General features: G+C 70.8%; 17 protein-coding genes. 14 read left to right on the top strand and 3 right to left on the bottom strand.

Annotated features, from left to right (window positions below; translation table 11 throughout):
• Positions 1 to 123: 123 nt before the first annotated feature.
• Entirely contained in the window at positions 124 to 2,862 is a 2,739-nt protein-coding gene (locus AC07Q9_RS20240) for a winged helix-turn-helix domain-containing protein (RefSeq protein ID WP_062478179.1), read from the bottom strand.
• A 138-nt stretch (positions 2,863 to 3,000) separates the two neighbouring features.
• Here AC07Q9_RS20240 and AC07Q9_RS20245 point away from each other — a divergent pair, with 138 nt between their 5' ends.
• The 6 genes from AC07Q9_RS20245 (at position 3,001) to AC07Q9_RS20270 (ending at position 9,976) form a co-directional block, all read left to right on the top strand.
• Positions 3,001 to 4,209, top strand: a complete 1,209-nt coding sequence (locus tag AC07Q9_RS20245; protein WP_495311581.1) for an acetyl-CoA C-acetyltransferase — start codon at positions 3,001 to 3,003, stop codon at positions 4,207 to 4,209.
• Positions 4,210 to 4,238: 29 nt separating this feature from the next.
• On the top strand, positions 4,239 to 5,651 hold the full coding sequence (locus tag AC07Q9_RS20250; protein WP_495311583.1) for an enoyl-CoA hydratase-related protein: 1,413 nt from the start codon (positions 4,239 to 4,241) through the stop codon (positions 5,649 to 5,651).
• Positions 5,648 to 6,475, top strand: coding sequence for an acyl-CoA thioesterase (locus AC07Q9_RS20255; RefSeq protein WP_495262420.1), 828 nt, complete (start codon positions 5,648 to 5,650; stop codon positions 6,473 to 6,475). The genes AC07Q9_RS20250 and AC07Q9_RS20255 overlap by 4 nt, the downstream gene beginning before the upstream one ends.
• Positions 6,472 to 6,888 (top strand): EthD domain-containing protein, encoded by a 417-nt coding sequence (locus AC07Q9_RS20260; protein ID WP_495311584.1) that lies wholly within the window; start codon positions 6,472 to 6,474, stop codon positions 6,886 to 6,888. Before AC07Q9_RS20255 ends, AC07Q9_RS20260 begins: the two co-directional genes overlap by 4 nt.
• A gap of 89 nt (positions 6,889 to 6,977) precedes the next feature.
• Positions 6,978 to 9,128, top strand: coding sequence for a fatty acid oxidation complex subunit alpha FadB (fadB, locus tag AC07Q9_RS20265; RefSeq protein ID WP_495311585.1), 2,151 nt, complete (start codon positions 6,978 to 6,980; stop codon positions 9,126 to 9,128).
• A 65-nt stretch (positions 9,129 to 9,193) separates the two neighbouring features.
• Positions 9,194 to 9,976, top strand: coding sequence for an SDR family NAD(P)-dependent oxidoreductase (locus AC07Q9_RS20270; RefSeq protein WP_495311586.1), 783 nt, complete (start codon positions 9,194 to 9,196; stop codon positions 9,974 to 9,976).
• Between the two features lie 21 nt (positions 9,977 to 9,997).
• Here the strand turns inward: AC07Q9_RS20270 and AC07Q9_RS20275 are convergent, their stop codons facing one another.
• Positions 9,998 to 10,789 carry an enoyl-CoA hydratase gene (locus AC07Q9_RS20275; protein ID WP_495311588.1) on the bottom strand — a complete coding sequence of 264 codons (792 nt, stop codon included), beginning with the start codon at positions 10,787 to 10,789 and terminating at the stop codon, positions 9,998 to 10,000.
• A gap of 168 nt (positions 10,790 to 10,957) precedes the next feature.
• Here AC07Q9_RS20275 and AC07Q9_RS20280 point away from each other — a divergent pair, with 168 nt between their 5' ends.
• On the top strand, positions 10,958 to 12,115 hold the full coding sequence (locus tag AC07Q9_RS20280; protein ID WP_095947984.1) for an acyl-CoA dehydrogenase family protein: 1,158 nt from the start codon (positions 10,958 to 10,960) through the stop codon (positions 12,113 to 12,115).
• Positions 12,116 to 12,136: 21 nt separating this feature from the next.
• Here AC07Q9_RS20280 and AC07Q9_RS20285 read toward each other — a convergent pair whose 3' ends face one another.
• Positions 12,137 to 12,610, bottom strand: a complete 474-nt coding sequence (locus tag AC07Q9_RS20285) for a MarR family winged helix-turn-helix transcriptional regulator (protein WP_221937705.1) — start codon at positions 12,608 to 12,610, stop codon at positions 12,137 to 12,139.
• 170 nt (positions 12,611 to 12,780) lie between these two features.
• Between AC07Q9_RS20285 and badH the strand changes: the two genes are divergently transcribed.
• The 7 genes from badH (at position 12,781) to AC07Q9_RS20320 (ending at position 20,419) form a co-directional block, all read left to right on the top strand.
• Positions 12,781 to 13,548: a 2-hydroxycyclohexanecarboxyl-CoA dehydrogenase gene (gene badH / locus AC07Q9_RS20290; protein ID WP_056577609.1), complete on the top strand. Its 768-nt coding sequence runs from the start codon at positions 12,781 to 12,783 to the stop codon at positions 13,546 to 13,548.
• A gap of 41 nt (positions 13,549 to 13,589) precedes the next feature.
• Positions 13,590 to 14,381 carry a 2-ketocyclohexanecarboxyl-CoA hydrolase gene (gene badI, locus AC07Q9_RS20295; protein ID WP_095947987.1) on the top strand — a complete coding sequence of 264 codons (792 nt, stop codon included), beginning with the start codon at positions 13,590 to 13,592 and terminating at the stop codon, positions 14,379 to 14,381.
• A 19-nt stretch (positions 14,382 to 14,400) separates the two neighbouring features.
• Positions 14,401 to 15,552: a cyclohexanecarboxyl-CoA dehydrogenase gene (gene aliB / locus AC07Q9_RS20300; protein ID WP_095746838.1), complete on the top strand. Its 1,152-nt coding sequence runs from the start codon at positions 14,401 to 14,403 to the stop codon at positions 15,550 to 15,552.
• A gap of 51 nt (positions 15,553 to 15,603) precedes the next feature.
• A complete protein-coding gene (gene aliA, locus AC07Q9_RS20305; RefSeq protein ID WP_495311591.1) occupies positions 15,604 to 17,274 on the top strand; it encodes a cyclohexanecarboxylate-CoA ligase in 1,671 nt (556 codons plus the stop codon).
• 42 nt (positions 17,275 to 17,316) lie between these two features.
• Entirely contained in the window at positions 17,317 to 18,336 is a 1,020-nt protein-coding gene (locus tag AC07Q9_RS20310; RefSeq protein ID WP_495311592.1) for a tripartite tricarboxylate transporter substrate binding protein, read from the top strand.
• Positions 18,337 to 18,340: 4 nt separating this feature from the next.
• The gene (locus AC07Q9_RS20315; protein ID WP_495311594.1) at positions 18,341 to 19,123 is read left to right on the top strand and encodes an enoyl-CoA hydratase-related protein; all 783 of its coding nucleotides are present in this window, start codon (positions 18,341 to 18,343) and stop codon (positions 19,121 to 19,123) included.
• Positions 19,124 to 19,240: 117 nt separating this feature from the next.
• Positions 19,241 to 20,419: an acetyl-CoA C-acetyltransferase gene (locus AC07Q9_RS20320; protein ID WP_492679994.1), complete on the top strand. Its 1,179-nt coding sequence runs from the start codon at positions 19,241 to 19,243 to the stop codon at positions 20,417 to 20,419.
• The last annotated feature ends 11 nt before the right edge of the window (positions 20,420 to 20,430 follow it).

The following is a 20,430-nucleotide window of genomic DNA, read 5'->3' on the forward strand; positions in this document are numbered from 1 at the left end:
GCCTCGGTCTTGCCGTCGGCTCTGGATCATTTGCTTGCATGGAGCAACTTTAGCTTTCCTCCGCTCCGAGCCTTGGTTTTCCGGGGCAATAAAAGCCGCTCATTGCGTGCCGCACGGATTCTTCTACCGGATCACGCCCAACTTGCGCGCAATCGCCACCGCCTCGGTGCGCCGCTTCGCGCCCAGCTTCATGTGGATGTTGCGCAGGTGCGTGCGCACCGTGCTTTCGGACACGAACAGCTTCTCGCCCATGGCGTTGTTCGAGTAGCCCTCGGCCAGCAGTTGCAGCACGCGGATCTCCTTGCGCGTGAGCGGCTCCTTGGTGGCGTCGCCCGAGGGCGCCTCGGCGTCGATCGGCGAGGGCGGCGGGCCGAGCACCTGCAGCAACCGCTGCAGGTAGTCGGCCAGGATCGGGTCGCTGCGCAGCACGGGCGCCACGGCACCGGCTTCCTGCTGCATGGCGGCGGCATAGCGGTGCACCAGCGTGCCCACGGCCGGGCCTTCGTCGAGGATCAGCCGCACGAAGCCTTCCTGGCTCGCGGCCTGCAGCACGGCGCCGATCTCTTCGATCGCGGTGGCGAGGTCGCCCGCGCGCTGCAGTGCCAGCGCGCGCAGCACGCGCAGCTTGAGCGCGCGGCGGTTGCGGTTGGCGGCCACGGCGGCGTGCAGTTCGGCGTCGAGCACGGTGAGGGCCGCGCGCGCGTCGCCGAAGGCGATGTCCCAGCGCGCCCGCGCGAGCGCGAGGTAGTCGAGGTCGTGCGCGGGCAGGCGCTGGCGGCGCTCGCGCTCCCACAGCTCGGGGTCGTCGGCGCGCTGCAGCTCGTCGCGCGAGGCGGGGCCGTTGCCCTGCAGCAGCAGCATGTGGGCGCGTTCCAGCTTGGCGCCCGCGACCACGCGCGGCAGCTGGCGGTGGTGGCCCAGGTATTCGAGTTCGGTCAGGGCCTGGAACGCGGCGTCGATGTCGCCCGCGTGAAAGGCGATGCGCGAGCGCATGACGTGGCTCAGGATCATGTGGTCGGGCAGGCCCACGTCGCGCGCCAGCGGAAGGTACACGTTCAGCAGGTGCTCGGCCTGCACGAGCTGGTTGGTCTCGTACACGGCGCCCGCGTACAGCACGCCGGCCCAGGCGTTGCCGTGGCTGTGGTTGTACGACACGGCGTGCGTGGAGTCGACCGCCATGCGCAGCCGCGCGGTGGCCTGGCGCAGCCGGCCTTCGGTGAGGTCGAACAGGCCCGCCAGCGACTCGGTGTACATGCGGTTGAAGGTGCTGTTGCCCTGCTCGCGCCGCGCGGCCTCGAGCAGGCGCTGCGCCTCGCGCTGGTCGCCGCGCACCGCGAGGATGTGGGCCATGGCGTTGAGCAGCACGCCCTCGGCAAAGGCGAGGCCGGTGGGCAGGCGCGCGAGGCTTTCGCGGCCGGCTTCGTACGCGGCGTCGTGCTGGTCTTCCATGGCGAGCAGCAGCGGAATGAGCGTGTGGGCGTTGGCGCGCACCTCGGGAATAGGGCTGTCGAGGCAGCCCGACTGTTCGAGCAGCCGCATGGCGTCCCACGGGCCGTGCGTGAAGCAGGTGGCCCACAGCGCGATGAGCTGCAGGAACGGGTGCTCGCGCAGCTGGTGCTCGGGAATGGCAGAGAACCAGCGCGCCAGCATGCGCATGCGGCCCTGCTCGAGGAACTGCTCGGCGTAGCTGTCGAGCAGCGTGAGCGCGTGTGGATGGTCGCCGCCTTCGATGGCGTGGTCGATGGCGGGCACGGGCCGGCCGTGCGACTCGTACCAGCCCGAGGCCGCCAGATGCAGCCGCGCGAGTTCGCCGGGCCGCTCGCGCGCCAGCTGCGCACGCAGGAAGTCGGCAAAGAGGCTGTGGTAGCGCCACGCGCGCACCTCGCCACCGGCGTCGCCGCTGACGGGCGTGAGGAACAGGTTGGCGGCGGCCAGCTGCTCCAGGATGACGGCGCTGTCGCCGCGCGGGTTGAGCGCCTGGCACACCGAGGCGTCGAGCTGGCGCAGGATGCTGGTGCGCAGCAGAAAGTCGTGGATCTCGGGCGGCTGGTGCGCGAGCACGTCTTCGGCCAGGTAGTCGGCCACGGCGCGGTCGGAGCCCGAAAAACGCTCGATGAAGCCGGTCTCGATGCCGTGCCGCTCCAGCGCCATCGACGCCAGCCAGATGGCCGCCACCCAGCCTTCGGTCTTGCGGTGCAGCTGCGAGAGCAGGTCGGCCGGCAGCGCCTGCGGCGGCTGCGCGGCGGCGTGCGGCGCATGCGCCTGGCGCAGACCGATGAAGGCGCTGGTTTCTTCCAGAGAGAAGCGCAGGCGGTCGGTGTCGATCTCGATGAGCTGGCCGCGCGCGCGCAGCCGGCCCAGCCCGAGGTCGGGCAGGCTGCGCGAGCCGATCACGATCTGCCCGCGCCGCGGCAGGTGCTCCACCAGCTCGCGCACGAGGCCCAGCACGGCGGGTTCCTGCACCACCTCGAAGTCGTCCAGGAACAGCGTGAAGGGCGAGTCGTGCGCGGCCAGCGCGGCCACGGCGTCGAAGGGCGCGTGGCTTGCGGGCTCGTCCACGCCGATGCGCTGCACGGCCTCGGCCAGGCAGTTGAGAAAGCGCGACACGTCGTTGTCGGCGCGGTCGAGCGTGAGCCACGCGGTGGCGATGCCCTGCGCGTCCATGCGCTCGCGGATCTGCGCCATGGCGGTGGTCTTGCCGAAGCCGGCGGGCGCGCGCACCAGCACGAGCTTGACGGTGGCGGCCGCGATCTCTTCGCTGATGGCGGTGCGCGGCACCTGCGTGGCCACGAAGGCCGGCGGGTTCAGCTTGGTCTCGAGAATCCGGAGCGAAGAGGGGGGAACGGGGGCTGGAGCAGGCATCGCGAAGGGGGAGTGAGTGCCTGGAAATTCCGTCGCTTCCGACGATTCCGGCCACCGATTCTGCTTCCTAAACTGGCCGCAGACAAACTGAATTCCCCTGCATCCGGTGGCCTTGCGCACCCGGGCGGCGCCCTGCCCATGACCGACGACGTTTTCATCTACGACCACGTGCGCACGCCGCGCGGCAAGGGCCGCGCCGACGGTGCGCTGCACCCCATCACGCCGGTGCAGCTGGCCACCCAGGTGCTGCAGGCGCTGCGCGAACGTCATGCACTCGACCCCACGCAGATCGAGGACGTGGGCCTGGGCGTGGTGATGCCCGTGGGCGAGCAGGGCGCCGACATCGCGCGCGTGGCACTGCTGTCGGCGGGCTACGGCGACAGCGTGGTGGGCTTCCAGCTCAACCGCTTCTGCACCTCGGCGCTCGACACGCTGAAGATGGGCTTCGGCCTCGTGGCCTCGGGCCAGGCCGACGCGGTGATCGGCGGCGGCGTGGAGTCGATGTCGCGCGTGACCATCGGCAGCGACGGTGGCGCGGTCTACACCGACCCCGCCGTGGGCCAGCGCTATCCCTACATCCCCAACGGCGTGGCGGCCGACCTGATGGCCATGCTCGACGGCGTGGACCGCGAGGCGGTCGATGCCTACGCCGTGGAAAGCCAGCGTCGCGCCGCCGTGGCGCAGGCCGAGGGCCGCTTCGACCGCTCGCTCGTGCCCGTGCGCGACCGGCTCGGCCGCACCGTGCTCGCGAAGGACGAGGCCAACCGCCCCGGTACCACCATGGCCGACCTGGCCAAGCTCAAGCCCGCCTTCGCCGGCGTGGCCGCGCAGGGCTACGAAGCCATCCTGCTGCAGCGCTATCCGCAGCTGTCGCACATCGCGCCGATCCACACGGGCGGCAATTCGAGCGGCATCGTCGACGGCGCCTGCGCGGTGCTGCTGGGCAACCGCGACTACGGCACGCGCAACGGATTGAAGCCGCGCGCGCGCATCGTCGGCAGCGCCTCGTGCGCCGACGAACCATTGCTGAGCCTGGGCGGCCCGATGCCGGCCACCGAGCGCCTGCTGGCACGCTGCGGCCTGAGCATCGGCGACATCGACCTGTTCGAAGTGAACGAAGCCTTCTCGGTGGTGCCGATGCGCTATGCGCGGCATTTCGACATCGACCCCTCGCGCATCAACGTGAACGGCGGCGCCATCGCGCTGGGCCATCCGCTCGGCGCGACCGGCGCGATCCTCACGGGCACGTTGCTCGACGAACTGGAGCGGCGTGACGCGCGCATGGGCCTGGTCACGCTGTGCGCCGCGGCGGGGCAATCGACCGCGCTGGTGATCGAGCGCGTCTGAGCAGCACGTCTTCTCTTTCCTTTTTTCCTATGCCTTCCCACATCCGATTCGAGGTCGATGCCGATGGCGTCGCGCTCCTCACCCTCGACGTGCCCGAGCGGCCGATGAACGTGTTCACGCCCGGCTTCACGGCCGAACTGCGCGAGGTCGTGGCGCAGATCGCGCAGCGCGCCGACGTGCGCGGCGCCGTCATCACCTCGGGCAAGGCCAGCGGCTTCATGGCCGGGGCCGACCTGAAGGACCTCGTGGGCTTTCATGCCACGGGCGGCGGCGCGGCCGAGGCCGTCGAGGCGATTGCGCCCGGCGGGCGCGCGCTGCGCGACCTGGAGCGCTGCGGCAAGCCCGTGGCGGCGGCCATCAACGGCGTGGCACTGGGCGGCGGCTTCGAACTCGCGCTGGCCTGCCATCACCGCGTGCTGCTCGACGAGCCGCGCGCGGTGGTCGGGCTGCCCGAGGTCACGGTCGGCCTGCTGCCGGTGGGCGGCGGCACGCAGCGGCTGCCGCGCCTCATCGGCATTGCGCGCGCGCTGCCGCTGCTGCTGTCGGGCCGGCATGTAGCGCCGGCCGAAGCGCTGGCGCTGGGCATGGTCGATGCGCTCGCGCCGGCCGACCAGCTCGTGGCCGTGGCCCGCCGCTGGGTGCTCGACCACCCCGACGCCGGCCAGCAGCCGTGGGACGTGAAGGGTTTCCAGGTGCCGGGCGGCGCAGGCGCACTCGCACCGCACGCGGGCGCGAGCTTCGGCGCCACGCTGGCGCAGGTGCGGCGCGACACGCACGACCAGCTGCCGGCGCCGCTGGCCATCCTGTCGGCCGTGTACGAAGGCACGCAGCTGCCGATGGACGCGGGCCTGGCGGTCGAGGCGCAGTGCTTCGGCCCCTTGCTGGCCGGCCCGGTGGCGCGCAACCTGATGCGCACGCTGTTCGTGAACCGGGGCGCGGCGCTGCGGCGCAAGGGCGACTTGAGTACGGTCAATGCTGCGTATGTCGAAAGGCTGCGGCAGCTGTACCGCAGTGAAGGTGCGACGCTGTTGAGCGAGGGCGTGTCGCCTGCGCTCATCGCAAATGCCGCGCGGCAGGCCGGGCTGGGCGAGAGTCCGCTGACTGCCGATGCAACGGCGGGACAAGCCGCTGCATCGCAGCCCGATGCACGCGCCGTGGGCGAACGCCTGCTGTCGCTGCTCGCGCTCGAAGCGGCGCGCTGCCTCGAAGAAGGTGTGCTGAAGCAGCCGGTCGAAGCCGACCTCGGCGCGGTGCTTGCGCTGGGCTACCCCGACTGGACCGGCGGCACGCTCTCGTACATCGAGACCGTCGGTCTCGCGGCTTTCGTCGCGCGCTGCGATGCACTCGCACGGCGCCACGGCGAGCGATTCAAGCCCACGAATGCGTTGCGCAAGCGCGCGCAGTCGAACACGTTGTTCTATCCGACGGAGCACGCCGCGTGAGCCCAGGCCGTGCGCAAGCGCTGCAGTCGCTGGTCGCGCAGCTGCAGCTCGAACAGCTCGAGAAAAACCTGTTTCGCGGCACCAGCACCGACATCGGCGCGCCCGCCGTCTTCGGCGGCCAGGTGCTCGGGCAGGCGCTGATGGCCGCGGCCCGCACGGTCGACGGGCATGCGGCGCATTCGCTGCACGGCTACTTCCTGCGCGCGGGCGACAAGGCCGCGCCCATCGTCTACGACGTGGACCGCATCCGCGACGGCGCGAGCTTCACCACGCGGCGCGTGGTCGCCATCCAGCATGGCGAGCCGATCTTCCACATGTCGGCCTCGTTCCATCGGCGCGAGGAAGGCGTGTCGCACCAGTGCGCGATGCCCGAGGCGCCACCACCGGAAGACCTCACGCCGCGCGCCGGCCCGCGCGTGCGCGTCGAGGGCCCCATCGAGTTCCGCTACGTCGATCCGCGCGACCCCGTCACGGCCGGCCCGCGCCCGCCGCACAGCCAGCTCTGGCTGCGCACCGCCGACGCGCTGCCCGACGACCCATTGCTGCACCAGGCCATGCTGGCCTACGCCTCCGACTACAGCTTCATGGGCGTGGCGATGCAGCCGCACGGCCTGGCGTTTCAGCAACCGGGCGTGCAGGGCGTGAGCCTGGACCACGCGATGTGGTTCCACCGCGACTTCCGCTGCGACGACTGGCTGCTGTACGACGCCGACTCGCCCTCGGCCGAGCATGCGCGCGGCTTCTGCCGCGGCGCGCTGTTCGACCGCGCCGGCCGGCTCGTGGCTTCGGTCGCGCAGGAAGGGCTGATCCGGGTGCGCCGATGATCAAGCTCGTCTTCTGCCTGCGGCGGCTGCCGCACCTGGACCGCGCGCAGTTCCAGCACCACTGGCGAGACGTGCATGCACCGCTCGTCGCCGAACGCGCCGAGGTGCTGGGCCTGCGGCGCTACGTGCAATCGCACACGCTCGACGATGCGCTGGTGCAGCCGCTGGCCGTGCCGCGCGGCAGCCCCGCGCCCTTCGACGGCGTGGCCGAGCTGTGGTGGGACAGCCTCGAAGCGCGCACCGGTGCGCGGCGCGAGGAAGCCCGCCGCGCGAGCGCGGAGCTGCTGGCGGACGAGCGCCGCTTCATCGACCTGGCCGCCTCGCCGATCTTCTTCACCGACGAGTTCGCCGTGGTCGGCGACCCCGCCGCCGAGGCGGTGCGCGACTACCTGCAGGCGCGCGGCCACCTGTAATCGTCGCTTCGGACGATGCCTGCACGCAGGGCGCGTCCCTAAACTTTTTCCCACAGGCTGGCGTGTCGCCGGCCGCGAGGAGACCCCCTTTGTTCCAAGGCGAAAGTATCGAAGTCCTGCCGTTGCAGGACGGGCTGGTGGAGCTGCGCTTCGACCGGCGCGGCGAGGCCATCAACAAGCTCGACGCACGCACCGTCGACGAGTTCCGCCAGGCCACCGAGCGCATCGCGGCTTCGCCCGATGTGCGCGGCGTGCTGGTGACGAGCGCGAAAGACGTGTTCATCGTCGGTGCTGACATCACCGAGTTCGGTGCCACCTTCCAGCAGGCCGAGGCCGACATTGCGCGCGGCGTGCGCGCCAGCAACGAGCTGTTCAACGCCTTCGAAGACCTGAAGGTACCCAGCGTGGTCGCCATCAACGGCTTCGCGCTCGGCGGCGGGTTGGAGCTGGCGATGCTCGCGCCGCTGCGCGTGATGGCCGACACGGCCCAGGTCGGCGTGCCCGAGGTGAAGCTCGGGCTGTTCCCCGGCTTCGGCGGTACGGTGCGGCTGTCGCGTCTCGCAGGCCTGGCCACGGCCATCGACTGGGTGGCGAGCGGCAAGCCGGCCAAGGCGCCGGCCGCGCTGGCCGCGGGCGTGACCGACGAGGTCGCCGCGTCCGAGGCCCTGCGCGAACGCGCGCTCGCGCTGCTGCAGCGCGCGGTGCGCGGCGAGATCGACTGGCAGGCGGTGCAGCAACGCAAACGCGCGCCGCTGGCGCTGTCGAAGCAAGAGGCCGGTGCGCTGGTCGAGGCCGCGCGCACGCAGGTGGCGGCGCGCAGTGGCAAGCACCAGCCCGCAGCAATCATCGCGCTCGAAATGATGGCCGAGGCCGCCGGCCGCGACCGCGCGGGCGCGCTCGACCTCGAATCGGCCGCCTTCGGCCGCGTCGCGAAGACGCAGGCCGCCACCTCGTTGGTACAGGCCTTTCTCAACGACCAGGCGCTCAAGAAGCTCTACAAGCGCCACGCGCGCGAAGGCCGTCCGGTGAAGCAGGCGGCCGTGCTCGGCGCCGGCATCATGGGCGGCGGCATCGCCTACACCAGCGCGCTGCGCGGCACGCCGGTGCGCATGAAGGACATCGCGCAGCCGCAGCTCGACCTGGGCATGGCCGAGGCCGGCAAGCAGCTCGCCAAGCAGGTGAAGAACGGCCGGCTCGCGCAGGCCAAGGCCGATGCCATTCAAGCGTCGATCGTGCCGCAGCTCGACGAGGCCGGCTTCGACAGCGTGGACTGCGTGGTCGAGGCCGTGGTCGAGAACCTCGAGGTCAAGCGCAAGGTGCTGGCCGTGCTCGAAGGCAGCGTCAAGCCCGGCACCGTGATCGCCTCGAACACCTCGAGCCTGCGCATCGACGACATCGCCCAGCCGCTTGCGCGGCCTGAAGACTTTGTCGGCATGCACTTCTTCAACCCCGTGCCGGTGATGCAGCTGGTGGAAGTGATCCAGGGCGCGAAGACGCGCGACGCCGCCGTGTCCACCGCCGTGGGCTATGCCGTGGCCATGGGCAAGACGCCCATCGTGGTGAAGGACTGCCCGGGCTTCCTGGTCAACCGCATCCTCACGCCGTACATCAACGCTTTCGTGCAGCTGGTGGCCGACGGCGCCGACTTCGAAGCGGTCGACCGCGCGATGGAGGCCTTCGGCTGGCCCATGGGCCCGGCCTACCTGCAGGATGTGGTGGGCATGGACGTGGGCGCGCACGTGGGCGACGTGATCGCCGCGGGCTACCCGCAGCGCATGCCGGCCCTCGAACGCAACGCCGTGAAGCTCATGGTGGCGAACAAGCGCTACGGCCAGAAGAACGGCGCGGGCTTCTACCGCTACGAGAACGACCCCACGGGCCGCCCGCGCAAGTCGGCCGCGCCCGAGGCGCATGCGCTGGTCGCCACGCTGCAGCCGCAGGGCCGGCGCGACTTCGCGGACGCGGAGATCGTCGAACGCATGATGCTGCCGATGGTGGTCGAGGCCGCGCACGCGCTCGAAGACGGCGTGGTCGCCACGCCGGCCGAGCTCGACATGGCGCTGCTGCTCGGCGTGGGCTTTCCGGCCTACGCGGGCGGCGCGCTCAAGTACGCCGACTGGCTGGGGCTGGACCGCGTGGTCGCGCTGTGCGACAAACATGCGGCGCTCGGCGCGCCGTATGTGCCCACGGCGCGCATGCGCGAGATGGCGGCGCGCAAGCTGCGCTACTACCCGGTCTGAACGGCAGGCGTTTTCGGTTTTCTTTCTTCCTTTCTCTCTCTCTTTCTATCCAAGGACAACAAGAGATGCAACTCGATTCCAGCATTGCCGCCGTCGTCACGGGCGGCGCCTCGGGCCTCGGGGCCGCCACCGCGCGCCGCTTGGCCAGCCACGGCGTGAAGGTCGCGCTGTTCGACCTCAACGTGGAGCAGGGCGAGGCCCTGGCCAAGGAGCTGGGCGGCGTGTTCTGCAAGGTCGATGTCACGTCGGAAGAGCAGGTCGACGCGGCCTTCGCCAAGGCGCGTGCCGCGCACGGCCAGGAGCGCGTGCTGGTCAACTGCGCCGGCACCGGCAACGCGGTGAAGACCGCGAGCCGCGACAAGGCCTCGGGCGAGATCAAGCACTTTCCGCTCGCCAACTTCGACCGCATCATCCAGATCAACCTCGTGGGCACCTTCCGCTGCATCGCCAAGTCGGCGGCCGGCATGCTCACGCTCGATGCGCTGGAAGACGGCGAGCGCGGCGCCATCGTCAACACCGCCTCGGTCGCGGCGCAAGACGGCCAGATAGGCCAGGCCGCCTACACCGCCTCGAAGGCCGGCGTGGTCGGCATGACGCTGCCCATCGCGCGCGACCTCATGGGCGAGGGCATCCGCGTGAACACCATCCTGCCGGGCATCTTCAACACGCCGCTGCTGCAGGGCGCGCCCGACAACGTGAAGGCCGCGCTGGCCGCCTCGGTGCCCTTCCCCAAGCGCCTGGGCAACCCGGCCGAGTACGCGACGCTGGCCGAACTGATGATCACCAACGGCTACTTCAACGGCGAGAGCGTGCGGCTGGACGGCGCGATCCGCATGGCGCCACGCTGAGGCCGGGGCGAAGGGCCGTCGTCAGCCCTTCTGCGCACGCCCGCGCGCCTGCACCGCCTCGCGCCGCGCGCGCAGCACCTCGGGCGTGAGCGACGCGGCCCACTCGCGCGTGGCGGCCTGCTCCAGCGCCATGCCTTCGGCAAAGCTGCGCGCATGGCCGTCATCGATCAGGCGCTTGTAGACCGGCAGCATCTCGGGCAGCGCGCTCGCGATGTCGGCGGCCAGTGCCAACGCCTGGGGCATCAACTGCTCGGGCGTCGTCACGCGGTTGACCAGCCCCCAGCGCTCGGCCTGCTCGGCACCGACGAAGTTGCCGCTGAAGGCCATCTCCTTCGCACGCGCAATGCCGATGAGCCGCGACAGCCGCTGCGACAGCCCCCAGCCCGGGATCACGCCGATGCGCGCGTGGGTGTCGGCAAAGCGCGCCTCGCTCGACGCAATCAGCAGGTCGCAGGCTAGCGCCACCTCGAGGCCGCCGGTGATGGCCGCGCCGTTCACGGCGCCGATCACCGGGCGCGGAAAGTTCGCGAGCGCGGTGGCCACGTCGGTGCCGGCGTCGCCGGTGATGGCGCCCGGGTCGATCTCGCGCAGGTCCAGGCCGGCGCAGAAGGCGCGGCCTGCGCCGGTGAGGATGAGCACGCGCACGCTGTCGTCCTGCGCGAGCGTGTCGAGCGTGCGCACCAGCGCGCGCCGCAGCGCGAGCGACAGGGCGTTCATCGCCTGCGGGCGGTTCAGCGTGAGGCAGGCGCAGCCGTCCTGCGGACGGGTGAGCAGGAGGACGTTGTCGTCGTTGTCGGTTGCAGGTGTGTTCATGGCGTGTCAGTGTTGGGCGCAGGCCGGGCCGCGGCATCGTCGGAACGGACGAATCCGGCGGGCTTGTCCCGCTCACGACTCGAAACCCGCGCCCGCGTCGGCACCATGCGCCGCATTGTCTTCAATCCGTCCATCCTTGAATTTCACAGAGAAAGAAGGAGCGTCCCCATGGACTTCAGCCTCACCCCGGCCCAGCTCGACCTGCAGGAACGAACGCGCCGCTTCATCGCCGAGGAGGTGATTCCGCTCGAATCCGACCCCCGGCAGGATTCGCACGGCCCCGCCGAGGCGCTGCGCGACGAGCTGGTGGCGCGCGCACGCCGCGCCGGCCTGCTCACGCCGCACGCGTCGAAGGAACACGGCGGGCTGGGCCTGTCGCACGTCGACAAGGCCATCGTGTTCGAGGAGGCGGGCTACTCGCCGCTCGGCCCGGTGGCGCTCAACATCCACGCGCCCGACGAAGGCAACGTGCACCTGATGGAAGTGGTGGCCACGCCGGCGCAGAAGGCGCGCTGGCTGCAGCCGCTCATCGACGGCCACGTGCGCTCGTGTTTCTGCATGACCGAGCCGCCGCCCGGCGCCGGCTCCGACCCGTCGATGATGCAGACCGTGGCCGTGCGCGACGGCGACCACTACGTGATCACCGGGCGCAAGTGGTTCATCACCGGCGCCACCGGCGCGGGCTTCGCGATCATCATGGCGCGCATGGAAGACGGCTCGTCGACCATGTTCCTGGCCGACATGGACCAGCCCGAAATCGTGATCGAACGGCAGATCGACGCACTCGACAGCTGCTTCACCGGCGGCCACGGCGTGGTGCGCTTCGACGGCCTGCGCGTGCCGGCCACCGACGTGCTGGGCGCCATCGGCGAGGGCTTTCGCTACGCGCAGGTGCGGCTGGCGCCCGCGCGCCTCACGCACTGCATGCGCTGGCTCGGCGCCGCGCGCCGCGTGCACGAGCTCGCCGCCGACTACGCCCGCCGCCGCCAGGCCTTCGGCCATGCGCTGGTGGAGCACGAGGGCGTGGGCTTCATGCTGGCCGACAACGACATGGACCTGCACGTCTCGCGCCTGACCATCTGGCATTGCGCGTGGGTGCTCGACCAGGGCGGCAAGGGCCGCCACGAGTCGAGCGTGGCCAAGGTGCTGTGCTCGGAGGCCGAGTGGCGCGTGGTCGACCGCTCGGTGCAGATCCTGGGCGCGAGCGGCGTCTCGGACGAGACCGTGGCTGCGCGCATCTTCCGCGACATGCGGGCCTTCCGAATCTATGACGGCCCGTCGGAGGTGCACCGCTGGAGCATGGCTAAGCGCCTGGCCAAGGCCTGATTCAGGCCGCGGGGGCCGGCGTCATTCCGCCGGCTCTTCCGCTCCCCCCTGCGCATCGTCCACCCGCTGCATGTTGTCGAGCAGCTTCAGCAGGTAGTGCAGGGTGTGCGTGACGTCGTTCACCGAGAACCCGTCCAGCACCTGCTCGTAGTAGGCGTAGATCTTCGGCTGCGCTTCCACCTTCCACACGTGTTGCCCCGACCCGGTCATCGTGACCAGCCGTGACCGCCGGTCGCGGCTGTCGGGCGCGGTCGTCACGTGCCCGTCGCGCTCCATGCGGCTGACCAGGCCCGACAGGTTCTGGCGGCTGACCTTCAGGTAGCGCGCCAGGTCCCCCACGCTCATTCCTCCCTCGGCCTCGTCGCGCGACAGGGCGCCGAGCACGGCCCATTGCTGCGTCGTCAGGCCCTCGGCCTCGACCGCTCGGCTGCCGGTTTTATGCAACATGTTTGCGCATTGATAGAGGCGGAAGAACACCCGGTTGGCCAGCGCCATGCGTGCTGCGTCGGTATTTTCATTAGTATTTGGCATGTTTTTCTTTCGGAAAGGCTTGCGCGACGCCATGGCTGCATCTAATAATACGTCAACGTATTTACGTAAATGCCTCAAAAATGGCGCCCAACGGCCCAACGATATAGCAAGCCCTCGCACCCCAGGAGAACCAGATGCAGCGATTTCAGGACAAGACAGTGATCGTCACCGGCGGCGGTGGCGGCATCGGCGGCGCCACCAGCCGCCGTTTCGCCCAGGACGGCGCCCGCGTGGCGGTGTTCGACATGAACCTCGAGGCCGCCGAAGCGGTGGCCGCGCAGATCCGCGCCGACGGCGGCCAGGCCCAGGCCTTCCGCTGCGACATCACCGACCGCCCCGGCGTCGACGCGGCCGTGGCCGCCGTGGTGGAGCGCTTCGGCCCGGTCGACGTGCTGGTCAACAACGCCGGCTGGGACGTGTTCAAGCCCTTTACCAAGACCGAGCCCGCCCAGTGGGACAAGCTCATCGCCATCAACCTCACCGGCGCGCTGCACATGCACCACGCGGTGCTGCCCGGCATGGCCGCGCGCAAGGCGGGGCGCATCGTCAACATCGCCTCCGACGCGGCGCGCGTGGGCTCGTCGGGCGAGGCGGTGTACGCGGCCTGCAAGGGCGGGCTGGTGGCGTTCTCCAAGACCATCGCCCGCGAGCACGCGCGCCACGGCATCACCGTGAACGTGGTGTGCCCCGGCCCCACCGACACCGCACTGTTCGCCGAATACAAGGAAGGCGCGGGCAACCCCGAGAAGCTCATGGAGGCCTTCACGCGCTCCATTCCGCTGGGCCGCATCGGCCAGCCGAACGACCTGCCGGGCGCCATTCTTTTCTTCGCCAGCGACGACGCGGCCTTCGTGACCGGGCAGGTGCTGAGCGTCTCGGGCGGCCTGACGATGAACGGCTGACTCCCCCCCCACACACACCCGACACCTTTCAGGAGACCCCCATGGCATCCCCCGACTTCGAAGACATCCTCTACGACGTGCGCAACGGCGTGGCGTGGATCACCATCAACCGCCCCGAGAAGATGAACGCCTTCCGCGGCCAGACCTGCGACGAGATCATCCGCGCGCTCAACCGCGCGGGCTACGACCGCGGCGTGGGCGCCATCGTGCTGGCCGGCGCCGGCGAGAAGGCCTTCTGCACCGGCGGCGACCAGTCGGCCCACAACGGCAACTACGACGGGCGCGGCACCATCGGCCTGCCGATGGAAGAGTTGCACGACGCCATCCGCAACGTGCCCAAGCCCGTCATCGCGCGCGTGCAGGGCTTTGCCATCGGCGGCGGCAACGTGCTGTGCACCATCTGCGACCTGACCATCGCGTCCGAGAAAGCCGTGTTCGGCCAGGTCGGCCCGAAGATGGGCTCGGTCGACCCGGGCTACGGCACCGCCTTCCTGGCCCGCGTGGTCGGCGAGAAGAAGGCGCGCGAGATCTGGTACCTGAACCGCCGCTACAGCGGCGCCGAGGCCGTGGCCATGGGCCTGGCCAACGCGGTGGTGCCGCACGAGCAGCTCGACGCCGAGGTGCAGAAGTGGGCCGAGGAAATCTGCGAGCGCAGCCCCACCGCGCTGGCCATCGCCAAGCGCAGCTTCAATGCCGACACCGCGCACCAGGCCGGCATCGCGGGCCTGGGCATGTACGCGCTCAAGCTGTACTACGACACCGAAGAGTCGCGCGAGGGCGTCGCGGCCCTGCAGGAACGGCGCAAGCCCGAGTTCCGCAAGTACGCCAAGTAGCCGCAGCAGGACCACCGCGATGAACCCGTACATCGACGACGACCTGGCGACGCTGGCCGAGCATGCGCGCCGCTTCGCCACCGGGCGCGTGGCGCCCGGCTTCCTGGAGCGCGACGCCACGCGCGTGCTCGACCGCGCGCTGATGCGCGAGATGGGCGAGATGGGCTTCATCGCGCCCGAGCTGCCCGAGGCCCACGGCGGCCAGGGCCTGGGCTGCCTGGCCGCCGGCGTGATCCACGAAGAGATCGCCCGCGCCGACCTGAGCCTGAGCTACATCAACCTGCTGGCTTCGCTCAACGGCCAGATCCTCTGCGAGCACGGCCGGCCCGAAGTGGTCGCGCCGTGGCTGGCGAAGCTCACGCAGGGCGAGGCGCTGTTCGCCATTGCGCTCACTGAGCCGCGCGGCGGCTCCGACGCCGCCAACCTGCGCCTGCGCGTGGAGCGCGTGGGCGACCACTACGTGCTCAACGGCGAGAAGACCTCCATTTCGGCCGCCGACCAGGCCGACGCGGCCGTGGTGTTCGGGCGCACCGGCAGCATCGAATCGGCCGCCCACGGCGTGACCGCGCTGCTGGTGCCGATGGACCTGCCCGGCGTCACGCGCAACCGCTTCGACTGCCACGGCCAGCGCGCCATCGGGCGCGGCTCGCTGTTCTTCGAGAACGTGCGCGTACCTGTCGACCACCGGCTGGGCGAGGAGAACAAGGGCTTCGTGCAGGTCATGCAGGGCTTCGACTTCTCGCGCGCGCTCATCGGGCTGCAGGTGCTGGCCGTGGCGCGCGTGGCATTGGAAGAAACCTGGGAGTACGTCGCGCAGCGCGAGGCCTTCGGCAAGCCGCTGTCGGCGTTCCAGGGCGTGTCGCATCCGCTGGCCGACTTCGACACGCAGATCGAGGCCGCGCGCCTGCTGTGCCTGCAGACCCTGTGGCTCAAGGACAAGGGCGCACCGCACACCGCCGAGGCCGCCATGTGCAAGTGGTGGGGCCCCAAGCTGGCCTACGACGCCATCCACCAGTGCCTGCTGATGTTCGGCCACGGCGGCTACGACCGCGGGCCGATGGAGCAGCGCCTGCGCGACGTGCTGGGCTTCCAGATCGGCGACGGCACGGCCCAGATCATGAAGACCATCGTCGCCCGCACGCGCGCCGGGCGCTCGGCGGTGCCGGCGTAGTCGGCGGTTCGCTGGTTTTCCGGTTCGCACAACAAGAGGAGACACGACATCATGGAATTCGACGCCGTACTGCTGCCCCCGCGCCGCGCGCGCATGGTGGCCCAGGGCCTGTGGCACGACCGCACCATCAACGATGCGCTCGACGCCTGCATTGCCGCCTGTCCCGACAAAGTGGCGCTCACTGCGGTGCGCGTGAAGGACGGCGAGGGCGAGGCCGCCACCGTGCGCTTCACCTACCGCGAGCTGGGCCGCATGGCCGACCGCATCGCCGTCGGCCTGGCGCGGCTGGGCGTGGGCCGCAACGACGTGGTGGCCTGCCAGCTGCCCAACTGGTGGGAGTTCACGCTGACCTACCTGGCCTGCTCGCGCATCGGCGCGGTGATGAACCCGCTGATGCACATCTTCCGCGAGCGCGAGCTGTCGTTCATGCTGCGGCACGGCGCGGCCAAGGTGCTGGTCGTGCCGGCGCGCTTCCGGGGCTTCGACTTCGAACAGATGGCCACGGGCCTGCAGGCCGGCCTGCCCGACCTGGCGCAGGTGGTGGTGGTCGGCGGCAGCGGCGCCAACAGCTTCGAGGCACTGCTGGCCGGCCCCGCATGGGGGCAGGAGCCCGATGCCGCGCAGATCCTGCAGCAGCACCGGCCCGGCCCCGACGACGTGACCCAGCTCATCTACACCTCGGGCACCACCGGCGAGCCCAAGGGCGTGATGCACTCGGCCAACACCACCATGGCCAACATCGTGCCCTACGCGCAGCGCCTGGGCCTGGGCGCCAGCGACGTCGTGCTCATGGCCTCGCCCATGGCGCACCAGACCGGCTTCATGTACGGGCTCATGATGCCCATCGTGCTGCAGGCCTCGGTCGTGCTGCAGGACATCTGGGAGCCGAAGCAGGCCATCGCCTCGATCAACGCCGAGGGCGTGAGCTTCACCATGGCGTCCACGCCCTTTCTCTCCGACCTGTCGAAGACCGTGGCCGAGTCGGGCACGGCCGTGCCCACGCTGCGCGCCTTTCTCTGCGCCGGTGCGCCCATTCCGGGCGCGCTGGTCGAGCAGGCCCGCCAGGCGCTGGGCGCCAAGATCGTGTCGGCCTGGGGCATGACCGAGAACGGCGCCGTCACGCTCACGCGGCTGGACGACGACGACGAGCGTTCCATCCACACCGACGGCTGCCCGCTGCCCGGCGTGGAGCTCAAGGTGGTCGATGTCGACGGCCTCGTGCTGCCGGCCGGCGAGGTCGGCAAGCTGCTGCTGCGCGCCTGCTCCAACTTCGGCGGCTACCTGAAGCGCCCGCAACTCAACGGCACCGACGCGGCCGACTGGTTCGACACCGGCGACCTCGCGCGCATCGACGAGCGCGGCTACGTGCGCATCGCCGGGCGCACCAAGGACGTGATCATCCGCGGCGGCGAGAACATCCCCGTGGTCGAGATCGAGTCGCTGCTGTACCGCCACCCCGACGTGGCCATGGCCGCCGTGGTCGCCTACCCCGACGAGCGCCTGGGCGAGCGCGCCTGCGCGGTGGTGGTGCCCAGGCCGGGGCGGCAGGTCGACCTGCCGTCGATCGTCGCCTTCCTCAAGGCCGAGAAGGTGGCGCTGCAGTACATCCCGGAGCGCCTCGTGGTGCGCGAGAGCATGCCCTCCACGCCCTCCGGAAAGATCCAGAAATTCAAGCTGCGCGACCTGCTGCGCGCGGACGAATCGGGCGCCCCGGCCGCCTGAGCGCACCTGCCGATCCTTTCGACACCACAACGGAGACAACACATGCACAAGAAGCAATTCGCCGCCGGCGTGGGCCGGCGGCTGGGCCGCGCCGTGGCCGCACTGGGTGGCCTCGCGCTCGCCGGCCACGCGGCCTGGGCCCAGGCGCCTGCAACCACGCCCACTGGCGCGTGGCCGTCCAAGCCCATCCGCGTGGTCGTCGGCTTTGCGCCCGGCGGCAGCACCGACGTGATGGCGCGCATCCTCGCGCAGTCGCTGTCGGAGTCGCTCGGCCAGACCGTGCTGATCGACAACAAGCCCGGCGCCAGCGGCAACATCTCGGCCGCCGAGGTGGTGCGCGCCGCGCCCGACGGCCACACCTTCCTCATCGCGCCGACCTCAGTCGAGACCGCCAACCCCTCGCTCTTCAAGGCGAGCCTGCTGCCCTCGCGCGATCTCACGCCGGTGGCCACGGTGGGGCGCACGCAGATGTACCTCGTCGCCAAGCCGCAGCTGCCCGCGAAAGACGTGCGCGAGCTGGTCATGCTGGCGCGGGCCAAGCCCGGCACGCTCTCGTACGCCTCGGCCGGCGCGGGCACGCCGCCGCACCTGGCCTGCGAGCTGTTCAAGCAGGCCACCGGCACGCAGGTCACGCACGTGCCCTACCGCGGCGCGGCGCCCGCGCTGCAGGACGTGCTCTCGGGCCAGGCCGATTTCGTCTGCGACCCCGGCATCGCCTTCCAGCACATCCGCGCCGGCAAGGCCAAGCTGCTGGGCATCGTGAGCGCCAAGCGCTCGCCCTTCTTCCCCGAAGTGCCTACCGTGGGCGAGCAGGGCTTCCCGGGCGCCAACCTCGACATCTGGTTCGGCATGTGGGCGCCCAACGGCACGCCGCCCGAGGTGCTGGCCCGCATGAGCGCCGAGCTCGGCAAGGCGCTGGCGCTGCCCGCCGTCAAGTCGCGCTACGGCGATCTGGGTGCCGAGCCCGTGGTCATGAGCACGCCCGAGTTCCGCAAGCTGCTGGCTGATGAAGGCGCCATGCTGTCCGCGCTCATCGTGCGCCAGAAGATCGTGGTGGACTGAGCCCATGACCACACCCGACGCCCCCGTGCTCACCCATGTCGACGGCCGCGTCGGCGTGATCACGCTGAACCGCCCGCGCCAACTCAACGCGCTGGACGACGCGCTCATGGACGCCCTCGGCGCCGCCTTGCTGGCCTTCGATGCCGACGCGGGCATCGGCGCCATCGTCGTCACCGGCGGTGACACCGCCTTCGCCGCCGGCGCCGACATCGCGGCCATGGCCGACTGGGGCTACGCCGACGTGGGGCGCGACGATTTCATCACCCGCAACTGGGAAACCATCCGCCGCGTGCGCAAGCCCGTGATCGCCGCGGTGGCCGGCGTGGCCTACGGCGGCGGCTGCGAGCTGGCGCTGGCCTGCGACATCGTGCTGGCCGCCGAATCGGCGCGCTTCGCGCTGCCCGAGGTCAAGCTCGCCATGCTGCCGGGCGCCGGCGGCACCCAACGCCTGCCGCGCGCCATCGGCAAGGCCAAGGCGATGGAAATGTGCCTGGCCGCGCGCGTGCTCGACGCGGCCGAGGCCGACCGCTGCGGCCTGGTGTCGCGCGTGGTCGCGCCCGAGGCGCTCATGCCCGAGGCCCTGGCGCTGGCCGCGCGCATCGCGGCGTATTCGCTGCCGGCGCTGGTGGCGATCAAGGAGTCGGTCAACCGCGCGTGGGAGTCGTCGCTGTCCGAGGGCATCCTGTTCGAGCGGCGCCAGCTGCACGCGCGCTTCGCCACCGAAGACGCGCACGAGGGCCTGCGCGCCTTCCTGGCGCGGCGCCCGCCCGTGTTCGGCCACCGGTGAGGGGTGGGGCGCCCGGAGGGTGGGGCGCCCGAAAATCGTCGGTTCCGACGACGCTGTGCGGCGGCGTGGCGCCAACAATGCGCAGGACGCGAACCGATCACTCACCGGAGATTTCACATGCCCGAAGCCTATATCGTCGCCGCCGCGCGCACCGCCGGTGGCCGCCGCAACGGCCGCCTCGCCGGATGGCACCCGGCCGACCTGGCCGCCCAGGTGCTCAACGCCCTCGTGGAGCGCACCGACGCCGACCCCGCCCTGATCGAGGACGTCATCATGGGCTGCGTCGGCCAGGCCGGCGAGCAGGCCTCCAACGTGGCGCGCAACGCGGTGCTGGCCTCGCGCCTGCCCGAGTCGGTGCCCGCCACCTCGGTCGACCGCCAGTGCGGCTCGTCGCAGCAGGCGCTGCACTTCGCGGCGCAGGCCGTGATGTCGGGCACGATGGACATCGTCATCGCCGCCGGCGTCGAGAGCATGAGCCGCGTGCCCATGGGCCTGCCCACCACGTTGCCGCTGAAGAACAACCTGGGCTTCTACGTGAGCCCCGGCATGGAAAAGCGCTACCCCGGCATCCAGTTCAGCCAGTTCACGGGCGCCGAGATGATCGCGCGCAACTACGGCATCGAGAAAGAAGCGCTCGACCGCTACGCGCTCGAAAGCCACCACCGCGCCATCGCCGCCACCAAGGCCGGCCACTTCGAGCGCGAGATCGTGCCCGTGGCCGTGCGCATGGCCGACGGCACCGAGACCGGCGAGCTGCACACCACCGACGAAGGCATCCGCTACGACGCCACGCTGGAGAGCATCGCCGGCGTCAAGCTCATCGCCGAAGGCGGGCGCTGCACGGCGGCCACCGCCAGCCAGATCTGCGACGGCGCCAGCGGCCTCATGGTGGTGAACGAGCGCGGCCTGAAGACGCTGGGCGTGAAGCCGCTGGCGCGCATCCACCACATGAGCGTGCTGGGCCACGACCCGGTCATCATGCTCGAGGCCCCGCTGCCCGCCACGCAGCGCGCGCTGCAGAAGGCCGGCATGAAGATCGAGGACATCGACCTGTACGAAGTCAACGAAGCCTTCGCGCCCGTGCCCATCGCCTGGCTGAAGGCGCTGGGCGCCGATCCGGCCCGCATCAACGTGAACGGCGGCGCCATCGCGCTGGGCCACCCGCTGGGCGCCTCGGGCACCAAGCTGATGACCACGCTGGTGAACGCCCTGGGCCAGCGCGGCAAGCGCTACGGCCTGCAGACCATGTGCGAAGGCGGCGGCATGGCGAATGTGACCATCATCGAGCGGCTCTGACGAAGCCGGGC

The sequence above is a fragment of the Variovorax sp. GW821-FHT09A10 genome (assembly GCF_059418385.1).